Below are 20,706 nucleotides of genomic sequence, written 5' to 3'. Positions count from 1 at the left end.
TCCCGAAGATGCCGAGCGAAGAAACATCATTCCGGAGCTGCTTCGCCACATCCCCTCATGGTTCAGTCAATCAGCATCTGTTTTCGGTCATCCAGTCCACCGCGTGATCGACGGCATCCGGGAGGGAGAAGAGCATGGCCGATACCCCTCCCACCCGCCCCCTGCGCACCCGGGATTCCGGGAACGCCCCGCCGATCTCCGCGAAATCGCCGTCATCCAGCACGACGTCCTCGTACGCGGTCCATCCTTCCCCCCGCTGAGCTCCCGGAACGTTCACCTTCACCACACACTCGTACATGCGCAAGGGGGGCTTCGGCATTCGATACTCCGCGAGATGGAAAGCGGTGCAGACCGCAAATCCCACATTGATCATGAGTACCTGGCCACCCTCCCAGCACAGCTTTCCCAGAGGCGACTCCTCCCCCAGATGACTTTCGAGCCGGTGCCCCGCGCACAGCCGTTCCGCGTCTTTCCCGAGCGCCGCGAAAGAGGTCTGCGGATGCCCGCTGCGCGCCGCCCCGGGGGTCGTACGGACGGTTTCCGCGAAGGCGCCCATCCCCTGGCTCGGGGTGCGCGCCGGGTCGAAGGCGGGCATCCGCTCGCGGAAGGCCCGTACCCCGTCCTCGGTCAGACCGGCGATCCTCGCCAGGTGGGCGCCGGAGGTGGTGGAGTTCTCCGGGGTGAACGCCGGCACCAGCAGGGTGCCGTGCGGCCCGAGGACCCCGGTGAGCGCGTCGCGCAGGGCGGTGGCCCGCAGGCCGGTGCCGCCGAGGGAGGCGTGCACGAGGAGCCGCGCCCGGGGGCGTACGCCGAGCAGGCGCAACTGGACGGCGAGCGAGAGGACCCCGGCCGGGGTCTCGGCGGGCGGTGGGGCCGCGGGCGGCGCCGGGGGAGTCATGCGCCGACCCCCTTGAGCTCCCAGCGGAGTTCCTCCACCAGCCGCTTGCCGGTGCTGGTCAGCTCGGCCGCCCCGGACAGCCGGTCCAGGGCCCGGTGGATCCGGTCCGCCCCGCCCGGCTCCGCCGCCGCGGTGGCCCGCCGGTACGCCTCCACCGCCACCCGCTCGTGTACGTCGGCCAGCAGCCGGGACACCGGAACCGGCCGCTCCCGCCACGGCGAGGGGTGCTGCCAGGCCCCGTCGAGCGCGTACAGGTCCGTCACCTCGGTCAGCGCCCGCAGCCGGGCCCGCCGCCGCCCCGTCAGCAGCGCGAGCGCCGTCTCCCGCACGCCCGCCGCGTACGGCACCCCGAGCGCCCCCGGCCCGTGCCGCCCGGCCTCGCCCCAGACCGCCGAGCGCGGGCCGCCCGCGAGCGGGGTCAGCGTCGTCAGCCCCGCCCGCGCGGCCCGGGCGAACTCCGGGACCGTCTCGTGCAGCAGCGCCCAGGCCCGGTCCAGCCTGGTCCGCCACTCCTCGGCCTCGCCGGCCCCGAGCCGCAGCCGGGGCGGCCGGGCGAAGCAGTTGCGGTACGGGTCGAGGTCCTCCAGCGCCACCGGCGGCGCCGGCGTACCCGGTGCACCGGGCGCACCCGGCGCCGCGTCCGGCGGCCCGGGCGGCCAGGTCCGTACGGGCAGCCAGCGGGCGTCCCCGGCGCCGGGCCCGAAGCGGTGCTCGGCGCGGCCGTCCCGTACGGCGTACCCCTCGCCGGTGGCGCGCAGCGCGGCCCGGCCGTCGGTGCCGGGCGCCCCGAGCCGCAGCAGCCCCAGCGTCGGCAGGTACACCTCGCCGTCCCGGTACGCCACCTCGGCCGGCAGCTCCAGCCCGCCGCGCAGCACGGCCGAGGCGGTCAGCGCGGCCAGCCTGCGCGCGGCCTCCCGGGCCGGGTCCTCGCGCTCCGCGCCGCCGCTCCGGCGTTCCCGGACGGCGTCCAGGGCCGCCAGCACCCAGGTCCGGGTGAACGGGTGGTCCACCACCGCGTCCACCGCGACCGCGGCCTCCTCCCGGCCGGCCCCGGCGCGCTCCTCCACCTCGGCCAGCAGCTCCCAGGCCCGCTCCCAGCCGGCGTGGCCCGCCAGGTCCTCGTGCAGCCGGGCCAGCAGCACCCGGGTCAGTTCCTCCTGGGACCGGGCGAGCGCGGCGGGGTCGGCGAGCTGCGGCGCGCTCTCGCGCGGCGCGGTGCGGGCCTGCACCCCGTCGACCAGTTCGCGCAGGTCGGCGCAGTACACGGAGGGGTTGTCGAAGCCGTTGTCCGCGCGGTAGCGGTGCGTGTAGAGGCCGCCGCCGCACGAGCGTACGACGGGGCAGCGGCGGCACGAGTCGCTGACCCCGGCCAGGCCCAGCTGCCGCGCCCGTACCCCCGGGTGGGCCGCGACCTGGTCGAACGCGTGGTCGAAGACGTTGAACCCGGTGGCCGCGGCCCCGTCGAAGGCGCTCTTCAGGGAGTCCACCTGCTCCAGCGTCCCGTCCGTCTCGACCACGACGAGGTCGGTCGGGGCGAGGCCCAGGGACTCGGTCAGGCTGGGCCCGCCGCGCAGGGTGGAGAGCAGGGACTCGAAGAGCCGTACGGGCACCGGTCGCTCGCGCCGCTCCCAGTGGTCGAAGACCCGCAGCAGCCAGCGCGCGTACGCGTCGGGGGCGCCGTCGGGCCGGGCCGGCGGGGTCTCCCAGGTGGCGTGCGGGAGCAGGAAGTCCACCCGGGGCGGCTCCAGCTCGACGAGGGCGTCCAGGACGGCGACGGGGTCGTTGGCCACGTCCACCGTGCAGAGCAGGCCCTGGTAGAGGTGGCGGTAGGGCTCCGAACGGAGCAGCGCGACGGCGGCGAGGACCAGGGGGTGGCTGGTGCGGCCGTCCGCGAAGCGGCGGTGCCGGTCGTTGGCGGCGCGGTCGCCGTCGAGGGAGACGCCGACCCGGACGCCGAATTCGGCGAAGAGGTCGAGATACCGGGGGCCGAGCTGAAGTCCGTTGGTGTGGACGCGCAGATCGAGTTCCGCGATTCCGGCGAGCGCCCGGGTGAATTCCTCGCAGACGAACCGGAGCCGGGCGGTCCCGGCCAACAGGGGTTCCCCTCCGTGGAGAATCACCGTGACGGAGGGGAGCGCATGGTCACGGGCATGCTCGGCGAGTCGTGACGCGGTGTGGGTGACGACCTCGGGGGAGATCACTTTGGGCCGGCCTCGCCAGCTCTGATCTGCGTGTTCGTAGACGTAGCAATGATCACAAGCAAGATCGCATCTGCTGTGAACTTTCAGGACGATCTCGCGAAAAGCGATCAGGCCGGTCATTCCGCCAGTCTAGAGCCGTACTTCCGGGTCAGAGCGCGGAGTTGAAGATCGGCGCCTGGACCGAACGGCCGGATTCCGTCGGCAGCACGCGGCCGAGCGTCGTGGTGGCGGAGGCACTGCGGACGTCGATCCGGGCGAGCGGGATCCGACGGGCCTTGACCGTGCTGGTCGGGGGGGTTGCGGAAGTGTTCACGACACCGTCCTCGGGGAAGCCATGTGGAATGGGCATGTGAATGGCACCAGCGGCATGCTGGTGTCAAGCGTGGACTTTACTCGCCCGCACCCCATTGGCAACCGGGACATGACGCCTGGTCAAGCGTTCTAAGAGAAGCTCCGGGCATTTCCGCGGCGCCGTATTCGGCCGTTCGCCTGAAGGCAAGATCCATTTCCCTAACGCCCCTCAGGCGGGCTGCTGTTCGCCGAGGGGCGGGGCGGGCAGCGGACGCAGCAGCCAGGTCAGTACGTCGGGCAGCGCGCGCAGCGCCGCGAAGTGCGCGGCGTGGGGGTCGATGGTGGTGGTCGCCCCCGGGATCCGGCGGCCCAGCCAGCGGGAGTGGCCGACGGGGGAGAACACGTCCAGTTCCCCGTGCCAGATCAGGACGGGGGTGCGGATGTCGGCGGGATCGAAGCCCCAGGGGCCGCTGAACGCGAGGACGTCGTCGATCCACCCCCACGCCGAGGTGCGCAGCCCCTCCCGGTAGTTCCGCAGCAGCATCGACCGCAGCCCCGAGTCCGAGACGATCATGCGGTCGTTCGCGGTCAGCTCCCGGCGCAGCTCGTCCAGCAGCCGCCCGGGGTCCTTGCGGATGCCGTCGGCGCGCGGGATCAGCCGGGCCGCGAGCTCCTCGGGGTCGGTGGAGGCGGTGGTGTACTCCCGTACGTTCGAGGCGGCCATTCCGGCGAACCAGTCCAGGTCCTCCGCGTCCCGGGGGGCGAGCGGGACCAGGGCGGCGGTCCGGGTGACCCGGTCCGGGAGCAGGGCGGCGCAGGCCAGGGCGCCGGGGGCGCCGCCGGAGCGGCCCGCCACGGCGAAGGTGTCCAGGCCGAGGGCGTCGGCGATCGAGGCCACGTCCTGGGCCACGTCGGCGACGGTGCGGCCCGGGTGGCGCTCGGAGCCGCCGTAACCGGGCCGGTCGTAGGCGATGAGCTGGGTCCGGCGCTGGTAGAGGACCATGCCCCGGGGGGCGGGGCCGAGCCGGCTGCCGGGCATGCCGTGGAGCAGGAAGACCGGCTTGCCCTCCGGGTCGCCCCAGCGCTCCACCGTCAGAGCGCGTCCGTCCGCGGCGCGCACCTGATCGCGCACGCGCTCCCTCCCTCACGGTCGACACGGGTCGTCACGGTGATTGTGCGCGCCGGGGGGAGGAGCGCGGTAGGGCGCGTTCACCGCGGAGTTCCGGCGTGAGCCGGTACTCAGGGGGCAGGTGAGTACCTGTGCTCTCCCCCGGGGCGGGGGTGGGCGGGAGGGTTGTGTCATGCGCCGGAAACCACTGAAGTCCGCTCTCTTGCTGCTGTCGCTGGCTCTCGTGCCGGTCGCGGCGTGGGCCGCCTGGCTGGGCTGGGACCAGCACCGCGACGTGCACCCCGACGGCTCGGTCACCGGGCCGTACGAGGCCTGGCAGGTGATCGGGCTGGTGCTGACCGTGGCGGTACCGGTGTGGTGGGCCGCGTCCCGGCGCCTGTTCGCGGGCGCCGTGCTCGCCACCACCGCCGGGCTGACGTTCGCCGCCGCCTACGACTGGTCGGACGACTCCAGCGGCCTGTTCGTGATCGGCGTGGGCCTGGTCGCGCTGGGGAGCCTCATCGGCACCTCGGCCCTCTGCGCCGTGGCCACCTCCGTGACCCGAGACCGCCGCCCGGCATCCCCGAGCCGGCCCGAAGCCTGACCCCGGCCCCGCCCGGGCCCGGGCGGGCGTGCCGCACGTGTGCCTGGGCCGTCCTTGTCGCGGGGGTGCCCGCTGCGCCCCGCCTTTCCGGCGCGGGCGCTTTCGGCGTCAGGGGCAGGGGACCAGCAGGGCCGCCGCCGTGCGGGCGCGGGCCAGGGCCTCGGTGCGGTCCGCGCCGCGCTGGCCCAGCACCACCCGGGTGCTCAGCCCGTCCAGCAGGGCGAGCAGCTCGGACGCCCGCGCGCCGACGTCCAGGGCGGCGTCGAAGCGGCCCTGGTCCACGCCCTTGGCCAGCAGGGCCTCCAGATCGCGCTGCCAGCCGCCGTCGATGTCCTGCTGGGCCGTGCGCAGTTGCTCGTTGGAGGGCGTACGGGCCCACAGCTCGATCCACAGCGTCCAGCGCGGGTCGCGGGGGCCGCGCGGCAGGTACAGCTGGAGGAACAGGTCGAGTTTGCGGTGGGCGGTGACCCGCCGGCCCAGCAGTTCGGTGCGCTCGGCGGTCAGCCGGTCCTCGCTCCAGCGCAGCGCCTCCAGCAGCAGCCGGTCCTTGCTGCCGAAGTAGTACAGGATGTGGCCGCCGCTGGTGCCGAGCCGCTCGGCCAGCGCCGACATGGTCAGTGCCGCCAGCCCGTCCTCGGCGATCGCCGCCATGGCCTCTTCCAGCATCCGCTCCTGGGCGATCTGCCCGTCGCGCCGCCGTGCCGCTCCCGCCACCGGTCCGCCTTCCTGATCTTCCTGTCCCGACCTTATCCCGGACAGGGTCTTGACGGGCCCCGGGTCGGCGGCGCATCTTGAATGCCATTCAAGAACTTAGAACGCCATTCAAGATCCCGTGAGGGCTTGGATCCAAGGTCAGGGGCACGGCCGATGACACAGCAGGAGACGGCGCGGCAGGAGACGACGGCCGACGTCGACGAGGTGTTCCGCGTCGAGACGCACGGCATCGACCCCATCCCCGACGCCGAGCGGCACGGCAGCGCCAAGGACCTCTTCTGGCTCTGGTTCGGCTCCAACCTCACCTTCACCTACGTGATCAACGGCGCCCTCGCCGTCGCCTTCGGGCTCTCCTTCCTCCAGGCCACCGCCGTCGTCGTGATCAGCGGGCTCGCCTTCTTCGCCGTCAGCGCCGCCGGACTCGGCGGCATCCGCACCGGCACCGCCACCCTGGTCATCTCCCGCGCGGCGTTCGGCGTCCGCGGCAACTTCCCGGCCGGCGTCCTCAACTGGGTGGTGAGCATCGGCTACACCATCGTCAACACCGTCGTCGGCACCCTGGCGCTGGAGGTGTTCCTCACCGGACTCGGCCTCGGCGACGGCGGCAACCCCACCCGGGCCGTCGCCCTGCTGATCACCCTCGCGCTGACCTTCGCCGTCGCCATGTGGGGCCACGCCACCGTGCAGTTCGCCGAACGCTGGATGGCCTACCTCCTCGCCGTCGGCTTCGGCGCGCTGCTGGTCTTCGTCCTGCCCGGCGCCGAGACCGGCGCCCCCGCGACCGCCGCGCCCGGCCTGTCCGGCTGGAGCCTCGCCTTCGTCGTCATGCTGGCCGGCCCCTTCTCGTACCTGCCGATGCCCGCCGACTACACCCGCTACCTGCCCCGGACCACCTCGCTGAAGTCGATCACCTGGAGCGGCGCCCTCGGCGGCTTCCTCTCCTCCGTGGCCCTCGGCGTCGCCGGCGTCGCGGCCGCCACCCAGACCGACATGACCGACGCCGTCGCGGGCGCCGAGGGCCTGCTGCCCGGCTGGTTCCAGCCGGTCTTCCTCGCCCTCGTCCTCGGCGGCTCCGTCACCAACTCGATCATCACGCTCTACTCCTCCAGCCTGAACCTCCAGGTCCTCGGCATCCCGTGGAGCCGCTCCCGGGCCATCGTGATCAGCGCCGCCGTGACCGCCGCCGGATCGCTCGCCGCGCTGTTCCTCACCGACTTCACCAGCGCCCTGCTCTCCTTCCTCTCCCTGCTGATCATCGTGTTCGCGCCCTGGGGCGGCGTCTTCCTCGCCGACATGCTGCTGCGCCGCTGCCACTACGACGCCGACGCGCTGCACGCCGGGCGCGCGGGCGGCTACTGGTACCGGGCCGGCTACCACCCGGCCGGGCTGGCCGCGCTGCTCGCCGGCATGGCCTTCGCCGCCCTGACCTGCGACTCCGAGCTGTGGACCGGGCCGCTGGTGGCGCCGCTCGGAGGCGCGGACCTCACGCTGGGCGGTTCGGTCGTCGCAGGACTCGTCTACTGGGCCCTGGCCCGCCGCCGGGTCACCGCGTACGCGCCCGCCGTCTGATCTCCCGTATCCCCTCTGTCGCACAGGAGTACCGCCCCATGTCCAGCCCCCGCCCCGCCGACCTGCTGCTCACCGGAGCCCGGATCCACACCGTCGACCCCGCGCTCCCCGAGGCCGAGGCCCTCGCCGTGCGCGACGGCCTGATCGTCTGGGTCGGCCCGGACTCCGGCGCCGCCGCCTGGGCCGGCCCCGACACCGAGCGGATCGACGCGGGCGGCCGGCTGGTGCTGCCCGGGTTCGTCGACGCCCACAACCACGTCCGGCTCGGCTCCGACGACGCCTGCGTCCAGCTGGCCGGGGTCCGCACCCTGGAGGGCATCCACGAGCGGATCCTGGCCTGGCGGAAGGCCAACCCCGGCGCCGAGTGGATCGAGGCCGAGGCCTTCGACTACTCGGCGATACCCGGCGGCCGGATGCCCGCCGCCGCCGACCTCGACCCGGTCACCGGGGACACCCCGGCGATCGTGCTCTCGTACGACGTCCACACGGCGTGGCTGAACACGGCCGCGATGCGGCGGCTGGGGGTCTCCAGGGACCGCACCGACCTGCCCTTCGGGACGGCGGCCGTCGATCCGGAGACGGGCGAACCCACCGGTTTCGTCAAGGACTTCGCGATCAAGGGGCTGTCCCGGGACGGCCACCGCGCCCTGCGCGACCTCGGCGTGCCGTGGGCCTCGCCCGACCGGCAGTACGGGCGGCTCGTCAAGAGCCTCGACGACGCGATCGGCTTCGGCATCACGACGGTGGTGGAGCCGCAGAACTCCCTGGACGACCTGGAACTCTTCGAGCGGGCCCGGGCGGAGGGGCGGCTGAGGTCGAGGATCGTCGCGGCGCTGTTCCACCCGCGCGGCACGGGCGACGCGGACCTCGACGCATTCGCCGACGCGGCGCGGCGGTTCGCCGGCGACCGGCTGCGGGTGGGCCCGCTGAAGCTGTACATCGACGACGTGGTCGAGCCGCGGACGGCGGCGCTGCTGGAGCCCTACACCGGGTGCGGGGCGCACCGCGGCGAGACCTTCTACCCGGCGGAGGAGTTCGCCGGACTGCTGGCGAAGCTGGACGCGCGGGGCTTCCAGTGCTTCGTCCACGCGACGGGTGACCGGGGGATCCGCACCGTGCTGGACGCGGTGGAGCACGCGCGGGCGGTCAACGGCCCGCGCGACGCGCGGCACCAGGTGGTGCACGTGGAGTGCCTCGACCCGGCGGACGTGCCGCGCTTCCCGGAGCTGGGAGTGGTGGCCTGCATGCAGCCGAGGCACTGCGCGCCGGAGATCGCGGGGCCGGGACAGGACTGGGCGCGGAACGTGGGCGAGGACCGCTGGCACAAGGCGTGGCCGATGCGGAGCCTGCACGGGGCGGGGGCGGTGCTGGCGTTCTCCAGCGACTGGAACGTCGCCGAGATGGACCCGATGATCGGCATCTACACGGCGGTGACGCGGCGTCCGCTGGGCGGCGGGCCGGCCTGGCAGCCGGGCGAGACGGTGGACGTGGCGACGGCGGTGCACGGCTACACGATGGGCTCGGCCTACGCCAACTTCCTGGAGGAGGAGCGGGGTTCGCTGACGGTGGGGAAGGCGGCGGACTTCGTGGTCCTGTCCCGGGACATCTTCGCGGTGCCGGTGGAATCCATCCCGGGCACGGTCGCGCAGACGGTGGTGGTGGCGGGCGAGGTGGTCCACCGCGCGCCCTGACCCCCTGCGCGCACCCTCCCCCCCCCCGGCGCCCTGACCCCCCGCCCTCCCGGCTCCATCCGCCCGGCCCCGCCCTTCCGGGGGTGGGGCCGTGGCTCGTGAAGGGGGATCACACCCCCGGGTGTTCCCCGGCGGGTGCCGCGCCGGGTTCGGGGCGCGGCGCGGCCGCGCGGTCCCGGCGCCAGAGCGTGCAGGCGACGGTGGCGACCGCGCCCAGGACCGCCCAGCCGGCCAGGACGAGGAAGGAGCCGAGCGCGTCGTTGCCCCGGAAGTACGCGATCGAGCGCGCGGCGTACGTACCCGCGCCCGGCGGCAGCGCGGGCCCGATGGCCTTCCAGAACGGCGGCAGCAGCGGGTACGGGTAGGCGCCGCCCGCGCTCGGGTTGCCGAAGACGACCACCACCAGGATCGCCAGGCCGATGCCGACCACCCCCGCCAGGCCCTGGAAGGCCAGGGTGATCGCGCCGACCGAGAAGACGACCAGGGTGCCGAGGCCCCACAGGGCCGCGACGCTGCCGGGCAGCGCGCCGAGGACCGGCCCCGCGATCACCGTGCCGAGGAGTCCGGCGACGACCGCGTACGCGAGCAGCACGCCGAGCCGGATGAGGGCGCGGTGGGGGTTGGCGGGCCGGGCCCCGGCGCTGATCGCGAGGATCGCGGCGCACAGGTAGCCGCCCACGCACCAGCCGACCACCAGGTAGAACGCGCTCAGGGCGCGCGCGTCCCCCGGGGCCGCCGGAACCACGTCGGTGATGCGCAGGTCGCGGCCCTGGGACTGCTCGACCCGGCTGACGACCGCGGCGAGGGCCTGGGAGAGCGAGGCCCCGCCGCCGCTGGCGACGAGCAGCCGGTCGGTGGTGCCGGCGGGGTCGATGATCAGCGCGCCGTCCACCTCGCGGTTCCCGATCTGTGCGCGCGCCGCCGCCTCGTTCTGGACGGTGTGGGCGTCGAGGGGCTTGCCGGGGAGGGCGTCGAGCTGTTCCACGGAACGCGCGGCGGCCGCCGGGGCCGGGGCGGTCACGGCGAGGGGGATCTCGCTCGGTTCGGGGTCGTGGAAGGCGCCCACGTAGGAGGCGATGAAGGCGAGCTGGAGCGCCAGCACGCCGAGGACCAGCAGGGCGGCCCGGGTGGTGACGGCGTCCTTGAGTTCGGCGAGGAATCCGGCGGGCGGGGCGTCGGTGGGCTGGGTCATGTCTCACACGCTCGGCGTACGGCGCGGCAGCCGCAGCAGGGGCGGTCCGAACGGCTGAGTGCCCCCGCTGCGACTCGAACAGGTGTTTCGCACGGGTATTCGAATTGCTCTATGGTGGAGACGGGACGAAAGAGTGTTGGGGGGTACCGAGCGAAGCAGGAGGCGGCGGGTGCCTGGTTTTACGCATCTGCACACCGTTTCGGGGTTCTCCATGCGCTACGGAGGCTCCCACCCGGAACGACTGGCGCAGCGCGCCGCCGAGCGCGGCATGGACGCCCTCGCCCTGACCGACCGGGACACCCTCGCGGGCGCGGTGCGGTTCGCGAAGGCGTGCGGCCCGGCCGGCATCCGGCCCCTGTTCGGCGTCGACCTGGCCGTACCGCCCGCGGTGTCCCCCCGTACGGGCGCGGGTACGGGCGCCGGCACCGGCCCGGAGGTCTCCCACCGCCGCCGTACCCCCGTCAAAGGCGGGGCCTTCGTCGACGAGTCCGCCCCCCGCGCCGTGTTCCTGGCCCGCGACGGGGCGGCCGGCTGGGCCGAGCTGTGCCGGATGGTCACCGCCGCCCACGCCGGCCCCGGCCCGCAGCCCGTGCTCCCCTGGGAGGCCCTGCGCGGCGAAGGCGTGCTCGTGCTGCTCGGCCCCGGATCCGAGGTGGGGCGGGCGCTCGCCGCCGGCCGCCCCGACCGGGCGGCCCGGCTGCTCGCGCCCTGGCGGGAGATCTACGGCGACGCCCTGCGCCTGGAGGCCGTCCACCACGGCCGCACCGGAACCGGCCCCGGCTCGCTGCGCCTGGCCGCCCGCACCGTCGGCTTCGCCGCCGAGCAGGGCGTCCCGGCCGTGCTGACCAACGCCGTCCGCTACGCCGACCCCGGCCAGGGCCCGGTCGCCGACATCCTCGACGCAGCCCGCCGGCTGGTCCCCGTAGACCCACGCAAGCCCCTGGACAGCGGTGAACGCTGGCTCAAGGACCCGGCGGCCATGGCCGCGGCCGCCGACCGGATCGCCCAGGCGGCCGGCCTGCGCCCCGCCGACGCGCGCCGGCTGCTCGCGGAGACCCGCCGCAGCGCCGAAGCCTGCGCGGTGGACCCCGAGGACGACCTCGGCATCGGCTCCGTCCACTTCCCCGAGGCCCGCCTCGTCGGCGCCGGGCACCGCACCGCCCAGCGGGTACTGGCCTCCCGCGCCTGTGCCGGCATGGTGCTGCGCGGCTACGCCGGCGAGCGCGCGTACTGGGAGCGGATGCACCAGGAGCTCGATGTCATCGCCTACCACGGCTTCGCCTCGTACTTCCTGACGGTTGCCCAGGTCGTGGACGACGTAAGGGCGATGGGGATCCGGGTGGCCGCGCGCGGCTCCGGAGCCGGCTCGCTCGTCAACCACCTGCTCGGCATCGCGCACGCCGACCCCGTCGCGCAGGGCCTGCTGATGGAGCGCTTCCTGTCCAAGCGCCGCCACGTCCTGCCCGACATCGACATCGACGTGGAGTCCGCCCGCAGGCTGGAGGTCTACCGGCGCATCATCGACCGCTTCGGCACCGAGCGCGTCGCCACCGTCGCCATGCCCGAGACCTACCGCGTCCGGCACGCCATCCGCGACGTGGGCGCCGCCCTGTCCATGGATCCGGCCGAGACCGACCGGCTCGCCAAGGCGTTCCCGCACATCCGGGCCCGCGACGCCCGCGCCGCGCTCGCCGAGCTCCCCGAGCTGCGCGACGTGCGCGGACGGGAACGCGGGCGGCTGTGGGAGCTCGTCGAGGCACTGGACGCGCTGCCGCGCGGGATCGCCATGCACCCGTGCGGGGTGCTGCTCTCCGACGCCTCGCTGCTCGCCCGTACCCCCGTGGTGCCCACCAGCGGCGAGGGGTTCCCCATGTCCCAGTTCGACAAGGACGACGTGGAGGACCTCGGGCTGCTCAAGCTCGACGTGCTGGGCGTACGGATGCAGTCCGCGATGGCCCACGCGGTCGCCGAACTCCGGCGCGCCACGGGGGAGGAGCTCGACCTCGACGACCCGGCGCAGGTGCCCCCGGGTGACGGGGCGACGTACGAGCTGATCCGCTCCGCCGAGACGCTGGGCTGCTTCCAGATCGAATCGCCGGGCCAGCGCGATCTGGTGGGGCGGCTCCAGCCGTCGACCTTCCACGACCTGGTCGTCGACATCTCGCTGTTCCGGCCGGGGCCGGTGGCCGCCGACATGGTGCGGCCGTTCATCGAGGCACGGCACGGGAGGGCCCCCGTCCGCTTCCCGCACGAGGACCTGGCGGACGCGCTGCGCGAGACGTACGGGGTGGTGGTCTTCCACGAGCAGATCATCGAGATCGTGCACGTCATGACCGGCTGTGGCCGGGACGAGGCCGACCGGGTGCGGCGCGGGCTGTCCGACCCGGAGTCGCAGGGCCGGATCAAGGTCTGGTTCGCGGCGACGGCCGCCGGGCGCGGCTACTCGCCCGAGGTGATCGGCCGTACCTGGGAGATCGTGGAGGCCTTCGGCTCGTACGGGTTCTGCAAGGCGCACGCGGTGGCCTTCGCCGTGCCCACGTACCAGTCGGCCTGGCTGAAGGCCCACCACCCGGCGGCCTTCTACGCCGGGCTGCTCACCCACGACCCGGGCATGTACCCCAAGCGGCTGCTGCTGGCGGACGCGCGGCGGCGGGGCGTGCCGGTGCTGCCGCTGGACGTGAACCGGTCGGCGGTCGCCCACCGTATCGAACTGGTGTCCGATGTGCCCCCGCTGTGGGGGCTGCGGCTCGCCCTGGCCGACGTCCACGGGATCAGCGAGGCGGAGGCGGGCCGGATCGAGTCCGGGCAGCCGTACGCCTCCCTGCGCGACTTCTGGGACCGGGCGCACCCGGGGCGGCCGGTCGCCGAACGGCTCGCGCAGGTGGGCGCGTTGGACGCCTTCGGCGCCAACCGGCGCGACCTGCTGCTCCACTTGACCGAACTGCACGGCGCGCAGCGTGCGGCGGGCGCCCGGGGTTCCGGTCAACTTCCCTTGGGAGGCGGGAAGTCCACGGCTGCCGTCGGGCTGCCGGACCTGACCGACGCCGAGCGGCTCAGCGCCGAGCTGGGCGTCCTCGGCATGGACGCCTCGCGGCACCTGATGGGCGACCACCACGCCTTCCTGGCCGAGCTGGGCGTGGTCCCGGCGCGCCGGCTGCGGGAGACCGAGCACGGGCAGACGGTCCTGGTCGCGGGCGCCAAGGCGGCCACCCAGACGCCGCCGATCCGGTCCGGGAGGAGGGTCATCTTCACGACCCTGGACGACGGGACCGGCCTGGTCGACCTGGCCTTCTTCGACGACAGCCACGAGGCGTGCGCGCACACCGTCTTCCACTCCTTCCTGCTGCTGGTGCGGGGAGTGGTGCAGCGGCGCGGTCCGCAGAGCCTGAGCGTGGTCGGCGCGGCGGCCTGGAACCTGGCCGAGCTGGTGGAACTGCGGGCGTCGGGCGGCGTGGACGCGGTGGCGGCCCGCCTGTCGGAGCCGATGCCCGGCCCCGGCCCCCGGCCCGCTGACAGCGGCCGACGGATCCACCTGCCGACGGGATATGAGATGAACCCGTGGTCCGACCTCCAGCCCCCGGGCACCCCCGCCGCGACGGGCCGCAAGCTGTGGCACTCCAGCCCGGGGAGCGCGGGATGACACGGCCGACTGCCGCGGGGGCTGCGGCCCGGGCCGGGGCCGGGGTGGTCGGCGGCTTCCTGCACCTGCGGTGCGCCCCGGCGTTGTCCGGGGAGGGGTACCGGGCGGTGCTGGAACTGCTGCGGGAGTTTTCGCCGCTGGTCCAGGCCCTGCCGCCGCGGGCCGCCCTCGTTCAGGTCCGGGGTGCCCAGCGGTACTTCGGGGTGGACGCCGAACGCATCGCGGAGGTGATCCGGCTGCGCGCGGTGGCCCGGCTCGGCACGGACGTCCGGATCGGCGTCGCCGGTACCTGGGCGGTCGCCGCGATGGTCTCCGCGCGGATCCCCGGCCCCGGCGGCGTCCTGGCCGTGCCCGGGGAGCGGGTGGCGGAGTTCCTCGGGCCGCTGCCGGTGGAGGAGCTGTACGGACTCGGCTCCCGCCAGGCCGAGGCGCTGCGCGGGTACGGGCTGCACACCGTCGGGGCGCTGACCGAGGTCCCGCCCGGGGTCGTCGAGCGGATCCTGGGCCGCCGGGCCGGCCGGGTGGTCGTCGAGCGCGCCCGGGGCATCGACCCGCGCCCGGTCACCCCGAGGGACCTGCCCTCCTCGGCGGCCGTCCGGAGCCGGTTCGCCCGGGAGGAGCTGGACGGCCCGTACGCCCGGGCCGAGCTGCTCGGCCTGGTCGTCCTGCTGGGCGCGACCCTGCGCGGCCGCCGTCAGGCCGCCCGGGCCCTGACCCTGACCCTGCGGTTCGCGGGCGGCACCCGCTGGGAGAAGACCCGGCGGCTGCCCGAGCCGTCCGCGCACGACGAGGACCTGCGGACCCTGGCGTACCGCCTGATGGACGCGGCCGGGCTGCAGCGGGCCCGGCTGACCGGGATGGTGCTCCGCGCGGAGGACCTGACCGGTGCCGAACGGGCGGCCCGGCAGCTCACGCTGGATCCGGTCCGGGAGGCCCGCCTGACGGTGGAGGCGGCCGTCGACCGCGCCAACGCCCGCTTCGGCCCGGGCACGGTCCGCCCGGCCGCCACGTTCCGCCGGGCACCGGCGGCCGCGTGAGCGGAGCGGGGACGTCAACTCCGTTGTCCCGCACGCCACTTCGCCGGGCGGCCGGGGGCTCCGTACCGCCGTCTCCGGTGCCGAGGGGGATTGTCCCGGGGTGGTACGGGGCCTGGCGTCCCCGACACGCATTTTTTACTGACGCGTAACTTCCAAGTTTTGCTACCCGCCCGTAATTTAGCCACAGCAGCACCCCTTGTGATCCGGATCACGGGATGAACCCCCACGTATGTCCCTGACCGCAAGGAGAACAATCGATGCTGCCCTGGCGACGCCTGCTCCGCCCGCTGGCCGTCCTCTCCCTCGCCGCCGCGCTCGTCGTCCCCACCGGCGCCGCGCATGCCGCCTCCGCCCCGAGCAGTGGCTGGAACAACTGGTCCTGCAAGCCGTCCGCCGCCCACCCCCGCCCCGTCGTCCTCGTGCACGGCACCTTGGGGAACTCGGTGGACAACTGGCTCGGTTTCGCGCCCTACCTCGTCCACCGGGGGTACTGCGTCTACTCCCTCGACTACGGCCAACTGCCGGGCGTGCCCCTCTTCCACGGGCTCGGGCCCATCGACAAGTCGGCCGGCCAGCTGGACGTCTTCGTCGACAAGGTGCTCGCCTCCACCGGAGCCGCGAAGACCGACATCGTCGGGCACTCCCAGGGCGGCATGATGCCGAACTACTACCTGAAGTTCCTCGGCGGAGCGCCCAAGGTCAACGCCCTGATCGGGTTCGCCCCCGACAACCACGGCACCACCCTGAGCGGACTCACCCAGCTGCTCCCGTACTTCCCCGGCGCCGAGGACCTGATCAGCGCGTCGACCCCGGGGCTCGCCGACCAGATCGCCGGATCAGCCTTCGTCACCAAGCTGAACGCGGGCGGCGACACCGTGCCCGGCGTGAAGTACACGGTGATCGCGACCAGGTACGACGAAGTGGTCACCCCGTACCGGAGCGCCTTCCTCAGCGGCTCGAACGTACACAATGTCGTCCTCCAGGACCTGTGCGCCCTGGACATCTCCGAGCACGTGACCATCGCCCTGACCGACCGGATCGCCTGGCACGAGGCCCTCAACGCCCTCGACCCCGCCCACGCCGAACGGACCACCTGCGCCTCGGTCTTCAGCTGAAGCCGAAGCCGGCGAGGCGCAGGCGGCCGCCGATAACGCCCCCTCGGTCAGCGGCCGCCCCGGCCCGTCGTCGTCGCACGGCGACGGGCCAGCCCGAACAGCACGATGGCACCGACACCCAGCGTCCCGGCCCCGGCGATCGCGATCATCGGGGTGACGCCGCTGCCACCCGTCTCGGCGAGGTTGCCGGACCGCGCCGGGGCCTCGGACGGCGCTTCGGCGAGCGGGGACGGCGCCGACTCCCCGTTCGTCTTGGGGTCGTTGTCGCCGTGCCCGCCGTGCTCCACGGAGGACTTGCCCGTCCCGGCGGCGATCTGCTGCTCGGTCGGCGCCTTGGCGGTGGGCGCGGCTGACGCCTCGGCCGACGGCGCGGCGCTCGCCTTCGCGCTGGGCTTGGCACTCGGCGCGACGACACCCCCGCTACCGGTGCCCCCGCTGTCCTTCCCGAACACCACGTCGGAACAGGTGTAGAAGGCCTCGGGGCTGTCCGACCGCTGCCAGATGCTGTAGATCAGGTGCCGGCCGGACTTCTTCGGGACGGTCCCCTTGAACACGTAGTCCCCGTTCTGCATGCCCGGGTCGGTGACCTTGGCGAACGGCGCGGGCTCCAGGTCCGACCACTTCAGCGGCTTGGACGGGTCATAGCCGTCCTTCGTCACGTACAGCTCGAACGAGCCCTTGTGCGGGGCGGTGCCCTTGTAGCGGAAGGTGTGTTCCCCGGCCTTCATCGGGCTCGACGGCCAGTCGCCGCGGGCGAGGTCGAGCCCCCGGTACTTGTCGTTCCCGGCGGAACACAGCTTCCCGTCCGGGATCAACGCCTTGTGCTTGCCGGCCGCGTTGGCGATGTTGACCGCGTTCCAGTCGTAGAAGGCCTGGGCGCCGCTCGCCTTGACGGCCTCCTTGCAGGCGGCCGACTTCGGCGACTCCGGCCCCTCCGCGTAGCACGCCGCGACCCGGCTGACCGGGTCCGTCATCGACCCGTGCGCGACCGCCGGCACGGCGGCGTACGCGGCCACCGCGAGCGGGGCGAGGCCAACGGCGGCGATTCGGGTCACGGTACGGCGTGCGGGCATGGGTGGATCTCCTCACAGACGGAATCGGACTGCGCGGCGCCGCCCTCACGGGTCCCGGCGCCACCTCCAGCCCTCCCTGGCCCGGCCAAACTAACCGCCCCCCACCCCCTCCCAGCCGCGTTCCCGCCCCCCGCCCCGATCCTTAGGCTCCCCTTAAGCCAGGGACAAGCACCACCTCAGAAAACGCATCCCACCACCTGCTCGGCGGGGGTTCAGAGCATGATGAGCAGGCGGGTCTTCGGCTTGAGCTTCCTGTTGACCGAGCGGCTCTGGACGTAGACCTCCAGGGCGGGGTTGTGGCCCGCCTTCACGGAGACGGTGCCCTGGATGCCCGCGCCGAACAGGAGGCTGCGCGCCGCGTCGCCGGTGTAGGCGCGGTCGGTGTCCTTCTCGACCACGATGACTTCCTTGTCGGGCTGGATCTGGACCCGGGTGCCCAACTGGTAGTAGCACGCGCCGCGCGCGTAGGTGACATCCGGCTGCGCGTCGACGAAGGGGCGGATCGCGACCTCCGCGTCGACCTCCAGCAGGCGGTACTTGTCGGCCGGGACCGGTTCGAGGTTCGCGCGGACCTGGTCGACGGACAGGTCCTGGCCGACCGCGAACAGGCTCTTCGTACCGCGCACGCCCTTCTCGCGGCCGCGCAGGAAGCTGGTGGCGGCGGCGCGCACGGTGCCTATCGCCTCCTCGACGCCCTCCTTGGAATCCGCGTCCCAGATGGCGATGTTCCCGGCGGGGAAGCCGTAGTTCTGGGCGGTGCGCTTCGCCAGGGAGTTCGGGACGAGGATCGCGGAGGTCCAGTGCTCCGGGAGCGCGCCCATCTTCGCCGCGATCTTGTCGAGCCAGGGGCCCAGGACGGTCATGTCGCCGTCGTGCCGCCTGTCGCCGCCGGAGGCGTTCTCCTCGCCGTCCGTCACCACGATCTGGAGGAAGCTGTGCTCGCCGTACTCCTCCCAGATGTGGCCCAGGTCCTCCAGCGACTTCAGCGATGCCTCGATGAGGGCGGTGGCGCCGTTGTTGACCTTGTACAGGCCCCGCATGGACGGCAGGTGCTTCACGTCCATGTCCCAGACCAGGTTCTCCACCCTGTGGTCGAAGGAGTAGAGGCTGATCCGGGTCTCGTGGCCGAGGCTGTCCGACTCGGCCTTCAGGCCCGCCACGAACTCGTCCACGACACGGATGAGTTGGCTCTGGTGCTGGTGCATGGAACCCGAACTGTCCACTACCAGCGCGACGTGGTTCACCTTGTGCTGGATCTTGTTGGTGGACATGGTTGTGCTCCTTCTCCGCAGCTCCCCGAGTGATGTCTCCACACTAGGAGGGGGCACTGACAACGCCGTTGGCCCCGCCGTCGTCATGACGGCGGGGCCAACGGGGTGCTGTGGAGCGCAGTCGCGGTCGCCGCGGGGCGGAGCCGCTCAGGAACCTTCCCGGCCCCGGGAGCCGGCCTCGGCCATGGCCTCGGCCTCGGATTCGGCCATGGCGATCGCGACGCCGAAGGCCTGTGCGATGTGACCCGCGGCGGACATGACGCGCGCGGTACCCACGACCGGAGCGATCGCGACCAGCACGTCCTGCAGTTTCTCCACCGTCATGTCGGCCTTGATCGCGGGATCCATGTGGGCCAGGTACGAGATCGCCGGTGCGTCCATCGCGACGAGCGCGGCGATGCGGGTGATGATCAGCGTCTCCCGGTCCATGGTGCAGTGCTCGATGGAGTCCAGGGTCATCGCGGCGAGCGTCTCAAGGACAGGTGCGTCAGAGGCAGTGGCCATGTGCGGACCGCCTTACGGTGCGGATGCGGAGCCGGCGCGCGCGACGCACCGGCACATTGCCCCTTCACCGTAAGGGCGCCCCGGGCCCCGCGCACGTCCTGGCTCCGGGCGCCGCCGGTCAGCCGAGGAGCGCGGGGAGGCCGGCGGGGGTGCGGGCCTGTTCGTCGAGGGCGACGAGGGCGGCCAGGGCCGCCGCCGCGGCCGCCGGGTCGGTCTCCGGGAGGCCGCTCGCCGCGAACTCGTCCTCGTCGAGACGGATCACGGTCGCGCCGTCCGCCGAGACCCAGAGGTCGAGGTCCAGGTCCTCCACGAGGATCCCGTCCTCGGCCACCACCGTCGGGCGGGTGATGTCGCAGTACCAGCCCTTGAGGACGCCCCCGCCGGTGCGGACCTCCTTGATCGCGTACCAGCGGCTGCGCCAGAAGTGCTCGGTGAACACGTCGCCCGGCTCGAAGCGCACGAAGCCGAAGTCCCGTACGCCCTCGGCCGCCCAGGGCGCGCGGACCGTGACCCGGTCGCCGGTGTCGGCGAGCAGCTCGGCCGGGTAGCGGATCTTGGTGCGGCCGGCCTTCGTGAGGGTGACGGGAATGGTGCGGGATGCGGTCATGCGACCGACCGTAGGCCGGGCGGCGCCCGGGCGCCCGCGAATTTCGCGGGGGCCGCGGCCGATGGGGGAGAATCGGGGCGTGACCTCGACGAACCTGAACATCCGGATGGACGGCTCGGCGGGCGCCGCCGCCCCGTACGAACAGCTGCGCACACAGATCGCGGAGGCGGCGCGGGCGGGGCGGCTGCCGGTGGGGTACAAGCTCCCGACGGTACGGGGGCTCGCGGAGGAACTGGGCCTGGCGGCGAACACGGTCGCCAAGGCGTACCGGGCCCTGGAGGGCGACGGGGTGATCGAGACGCGCGGGCGCAACGGCACCTTCGTCGCGGCGGCGGGCGACTCCGCCGCCCGGGAGGCGGCCGCCGCCGCGCAGGCCTACGCGGAGCGGGCGCGGCGGCTGGGGCTCAGCTTCGAGGAGGCCACGGCGGCCGCCCTCGACGGCCTGCGGGCGCGGTACGGGAAGTAGGCAGCGGGAAGCGGGAAGCCAGGAAACAGCCCCCGCCCTCGCGTCAGTCCTCGTGCCGGCGCAGTTCCGCCTTCAGGTGGTGGGTCATGGGCACTCCCATCGCCGCCATGTCCTGGGTGATCGTCAGCTCCCCGTCGCGGACGGTGTACCGGCGCCGCATGCCGGTGACCTCCTTGGCGCGGGGCGTGCGCGCCACGTGGTCCGTCGCGATCTCGATCTCCGTACCGGACACCCGGCCGACGTACGTCTCCACGATGCCGGTGGGGTGGGCGAGGGTGACCTCCACCGAGGCGTCGGGCATGATCCGCCACCACCCGGACTCCCGGCCCGACGGGCGCAGGACGGTGCCCGACTCGTCGATCAGCCACGCGCGCGACTCGTAGCGCAGGAACGGCCTGCCGTCGTGGCTGAAGGTGATCTCCTGCTCGTACCGGAAGCCCTGCTCCAGGGTCGGGTACTCGCCCCGCCCGCGGCCGTGCCAGCGCCCCAGCAGGGGCAGCACCGGCCGGAGCTGCGGGTGCGGTTCGGGGCCTTCGCCGAGGACGTGGCTGTCGGGGTACGGGTTCTGCTGCGCCGGTTCGGGCACGGTGGACTCTCCAGGTTCGGCGGGGCGGGGCGGTGCGCGGTGGCGCGCGGGGCCGGCCGGGCGGCCGGACGGGGCCTTCGCCCGTGGCCCATTGTCGTCGCCGTGCCCGGCGGGACCCGCGGGACCTGCGGGACGTCAC

The 20,706-nt window shown here is 73.7% G+C and carries 18 protein-coding genes; 7 read left to right on the top strand and 11 right to left on the bottom strand.

The window, feature by feature from the left end; translation table 11 throughout:
• Nucleotides 1–70: 70 nt before the first annotated feature.
• The 4 genes from IE248_RS23825 to IE248_RS23810 form a co-directional block, all read right to left on the bottom strand.
• On the bottom strand, nt 71–898 hold the full coding sequence (locus tag IE248_RS23825; protein WP_190031613.1) for an AAC(3) family N-acetyltransferase: 828 nt from the start codon (nt 896–898) through the stop codon (nt 71–73).
• Complete coding sequence (fxsBH, locus tag IE248_RS23820; protein ID WP_190031612.1) at nt 895–3,219, bottom strand: radical SAM/SPASM protein FxsBH, inactivated beta-hydroxylase extension form; 2,325 nt, start codon at nt 3,217–3,219, stop codon at nt 895–897. The genes IE248_RS23825 and fxsBH overlap by 4 nt, the downstream gene beginning before the upstream one ends.
• A 28-nt stretch (nt 3,220–3,247) precedes the next feature.
• Entirely contained in the window at nt 3,248–3,412 is a 165-nt protein-coding gene (fxsA, locus tag IE248_RS23815; protein WP_229895473.1) for an FxSxx-COOH cyclophane-containing RiPP peptide, read from the bottom strand.
• Nucleotides 3,413–3,619: 207 nt separating this feature from the next.
• Nucleotides 3,620–4,522, bottom strand: a complete 903-nt coding sequence (locus IE248_RS23810) for an alpha/beta fold hydrolase (protein WP_073797183.1) — start codon at nt 4,520–4,522, stop codon at nt 3,620–3,622.
• Nucleotides 4,523–4,691: 169 nt separating this feature from the next.
• On the opposite strand from IE248_RS23810, the gene IE248_RS23805 reads away from it, so the two are divergent.
• On the top strand, nt 4,692–5,102 hold the full coding sequence (locus tag IE248_RS23805) for a hypothetical protein (protein ID WP_190031611.1): 411 nt from the start codon (nt 4,692–4,694) through the stop codon (nt 5,100–5,102).
• Between the two features lie 108 nt (nt 5,103–5,210).
• Here IE248_RS23805 and IE248_RS23800 read toward each other — a convergent pair whose 3' ends face one another.
• Nucleotides 5,211–5,816: a TetR/AcrR family transcriptional regulator gene (locus tag IE248_RS23800; protein ID WP_190031610.1), complete on the bottom strand. Its 606-nt coding sequence runs from the start codon at nt 5,814–5,816 to the stop codon at nt 5,211–5,213.
• 153 nt (nt 5,817–5,969) lie between these two features.
• Here IE248_RS23800 and IE248_RS23795 point away from each other — a divergent pair, with 153 nt between their 5' ends.
• Nucleotides 5,970–7,385: a purine-cytosine permease family protein gene (locus IE248_RS23795; RefSeq protein ID WP_190031609.1), complete on the top strand. Its 1,416-nt coding sequence runs from the start codon at nt 5,970–5,972 to the stop codon at nt 7,383–7,385.
• Nucleotides 7,386–7,423: 38 nt separating this feature from the next.
• Complete coding sequence (locus IE248_RS23790) at nt 7,424–9,076, top strand: amidohydrolase (protein ID WP_190031608.1); 1,653 nt, start codon at nt 7,424–7,426, stop codon at nt 9,074–9,076.
• A 109-nt stretch (nt 9,077–9,185) separates the two neighbouring features.
• Here IE248_RS23790 and IE248_RS23785 read toward each other — a convergent pair whose 3' ends face one another.
• Nucleotides 9,186–10,268 carry a YhgE/Pip domain-containing protein gene (locus tag IE248_RS23785; protein WP_190031607.1) on the bottom strand — a complete coding sequence of 361 codons (1,083 nt, stop codon included), beginning with the start codon at nt 10,266–10,268 and terminating at the stop codon, nt 9,186–9,188.
• 169 nt (nt 10,269–10,437) lie between these two features.
• On the opposite strand from IE248_RS23785, the gene IE248_RS23780 reads away from it, so the two are divergent.
• The 3 genes from IE248_RS23780 (at nt 10,438) to IE248_RS23770 (ending at nt 16,060) form a co-directional block, all read left to right on the top strand.
• Entirely contained in the window at nt 10,438–13,908 is a 3,471-nt protein-coding gene (locus tag IE248_RS23780; protein ID WP_190031606.1) for a DNA polymerase III subunit alpha, read from the top strand.
• Nucleotides 13,905–14,945 (top strand): DNA polymerase Y family protein, encoded by a 1,041-nt coding sequence (locus IE248_RS23775; protein WP_190031605.1) that lies wholly within the window; start codon nt 13,905–13,907, stop codon nt 14,943–14,945. Before IE248_RS23780 ends, IE248_RS23775 begins: the two co-directional genes overlap by 4 nt.
• A 257-nt stretch (nt 14,946–15,202) precedes the next feature.
• On the top strand, nt 15,203–16,060 hold the full coding sequence (locus tag IE248_RS23770; protein WP_008744122.1) for an esterase/lipase family protein: 858 nt from the start codon (nt 15,203–15,205) through the stop codon (nt 16,058–16,060).
• A gap of 47 nt (nt 16,061–16,107) precedes the next feature.
• Here IE248_RS23770 and IE248_RS23765 read toward each other — a convergent pair whose 3' ends face one another.
• The 4 genes from IE248_RS23765 to IE248_RS23750 all read right to left on the bottom strand — a co-directional run bounded on the left by IE248_RS23765 (nt 16,108) and on the right by IE248_RS23750 (nt 19,515).
• Nucleotides 16,108–17,133, bottom strand: a complete 1,026-nt coding sequence (locus IE248_RS23765) for a lytic polysaccharide monooxygenase (protein WP_190031604.1) — start codon at nt 17,131–17,133, stop codon at nt 16,108–16,110.
• A gap of 212 nt (nt 17,134–17,345) precedes the next feature.
• Nucleotides 17,346–18,404 carry a vWA domain-containing protein gene (locus IE248_RS23760; RefSeq protein WP_124290019.1) on the bottom strand — a complete coding sequence of 353 codons (1,059 nt, stop codon included), beginning with the start codon at nt 18,402–18,404 and terminating at the stop codon, nt 17,346–17,348.
• A gap of 147 nt (nt 18,405–18,551) precedes the next feature.
• Entirely contained in the window at nt 18,552–18,908 is a 357-nt protein-coding gene (locus tag IE248_RS23755) for a hypothetical protein (RefSeq protein ID WP_037797323.1), read from the bottom strand.
• Between the two features lie 118 nt (nt 18,909–19,026).
• Complete coding sequence (locus tag IE248_RS23750; RefSeq protein ID WP_037797322.1) at nt 19,027–19,515, bottom strand: ribonuclease FAU-1 family protein; 489 nt, start codon at nt 19,513–19,515, stop codon at nt 19,027–19,029.
• Between the two features lie 106 nt (nt 19,516–19,621).
• On the opposite strand from IE248_RS23750, the gene IE248_RS23745 reads away from it, so the two are divergent.
• On the top strand, nt 19,622–19,981 hold the full coding sequence (locus tag IE248_RS23745) for a GntR family transcriptional regulator (RefSeq protein ID WP_123082368.1): 360 nt from the start codon (nt 19,622–19,624) through the stop codon (nt 19,979–19,981).
• Between the two features lie 43 nt (nt 19,982–20,024).
• On the opposite strand, the gene IE248_RS23740 is transcribed toward IE248_RS23745, so the two are convergent.
• Entirely contained in the window at nt 20,025–20,567 is a 543-nt protein-coding gene (locus tag IE248_RS23740; protein ID WP_073774782.1) for a heme-binding beta-barrel domain-containing protein, read from the bottom strand.
• Between the last annotated feature and the right edge of the window lie 139 nt (nt 20,568–20,706).

It is taken from the genome of Streptomyces goshikiensis, assembly GCF_014650555.1.
Classification (GTDB): domain Bacteria; phylum Actinomycetota; class Actinomycetes; order Streptomycetales; family Streptomycetaceae; genus Streptomyces; species Streptomyces goshikiensis.
Note: the sequence above shows the minus strand (reverse complement) of the source record. Positions and strands in the feature narration are given on the sequence as shown.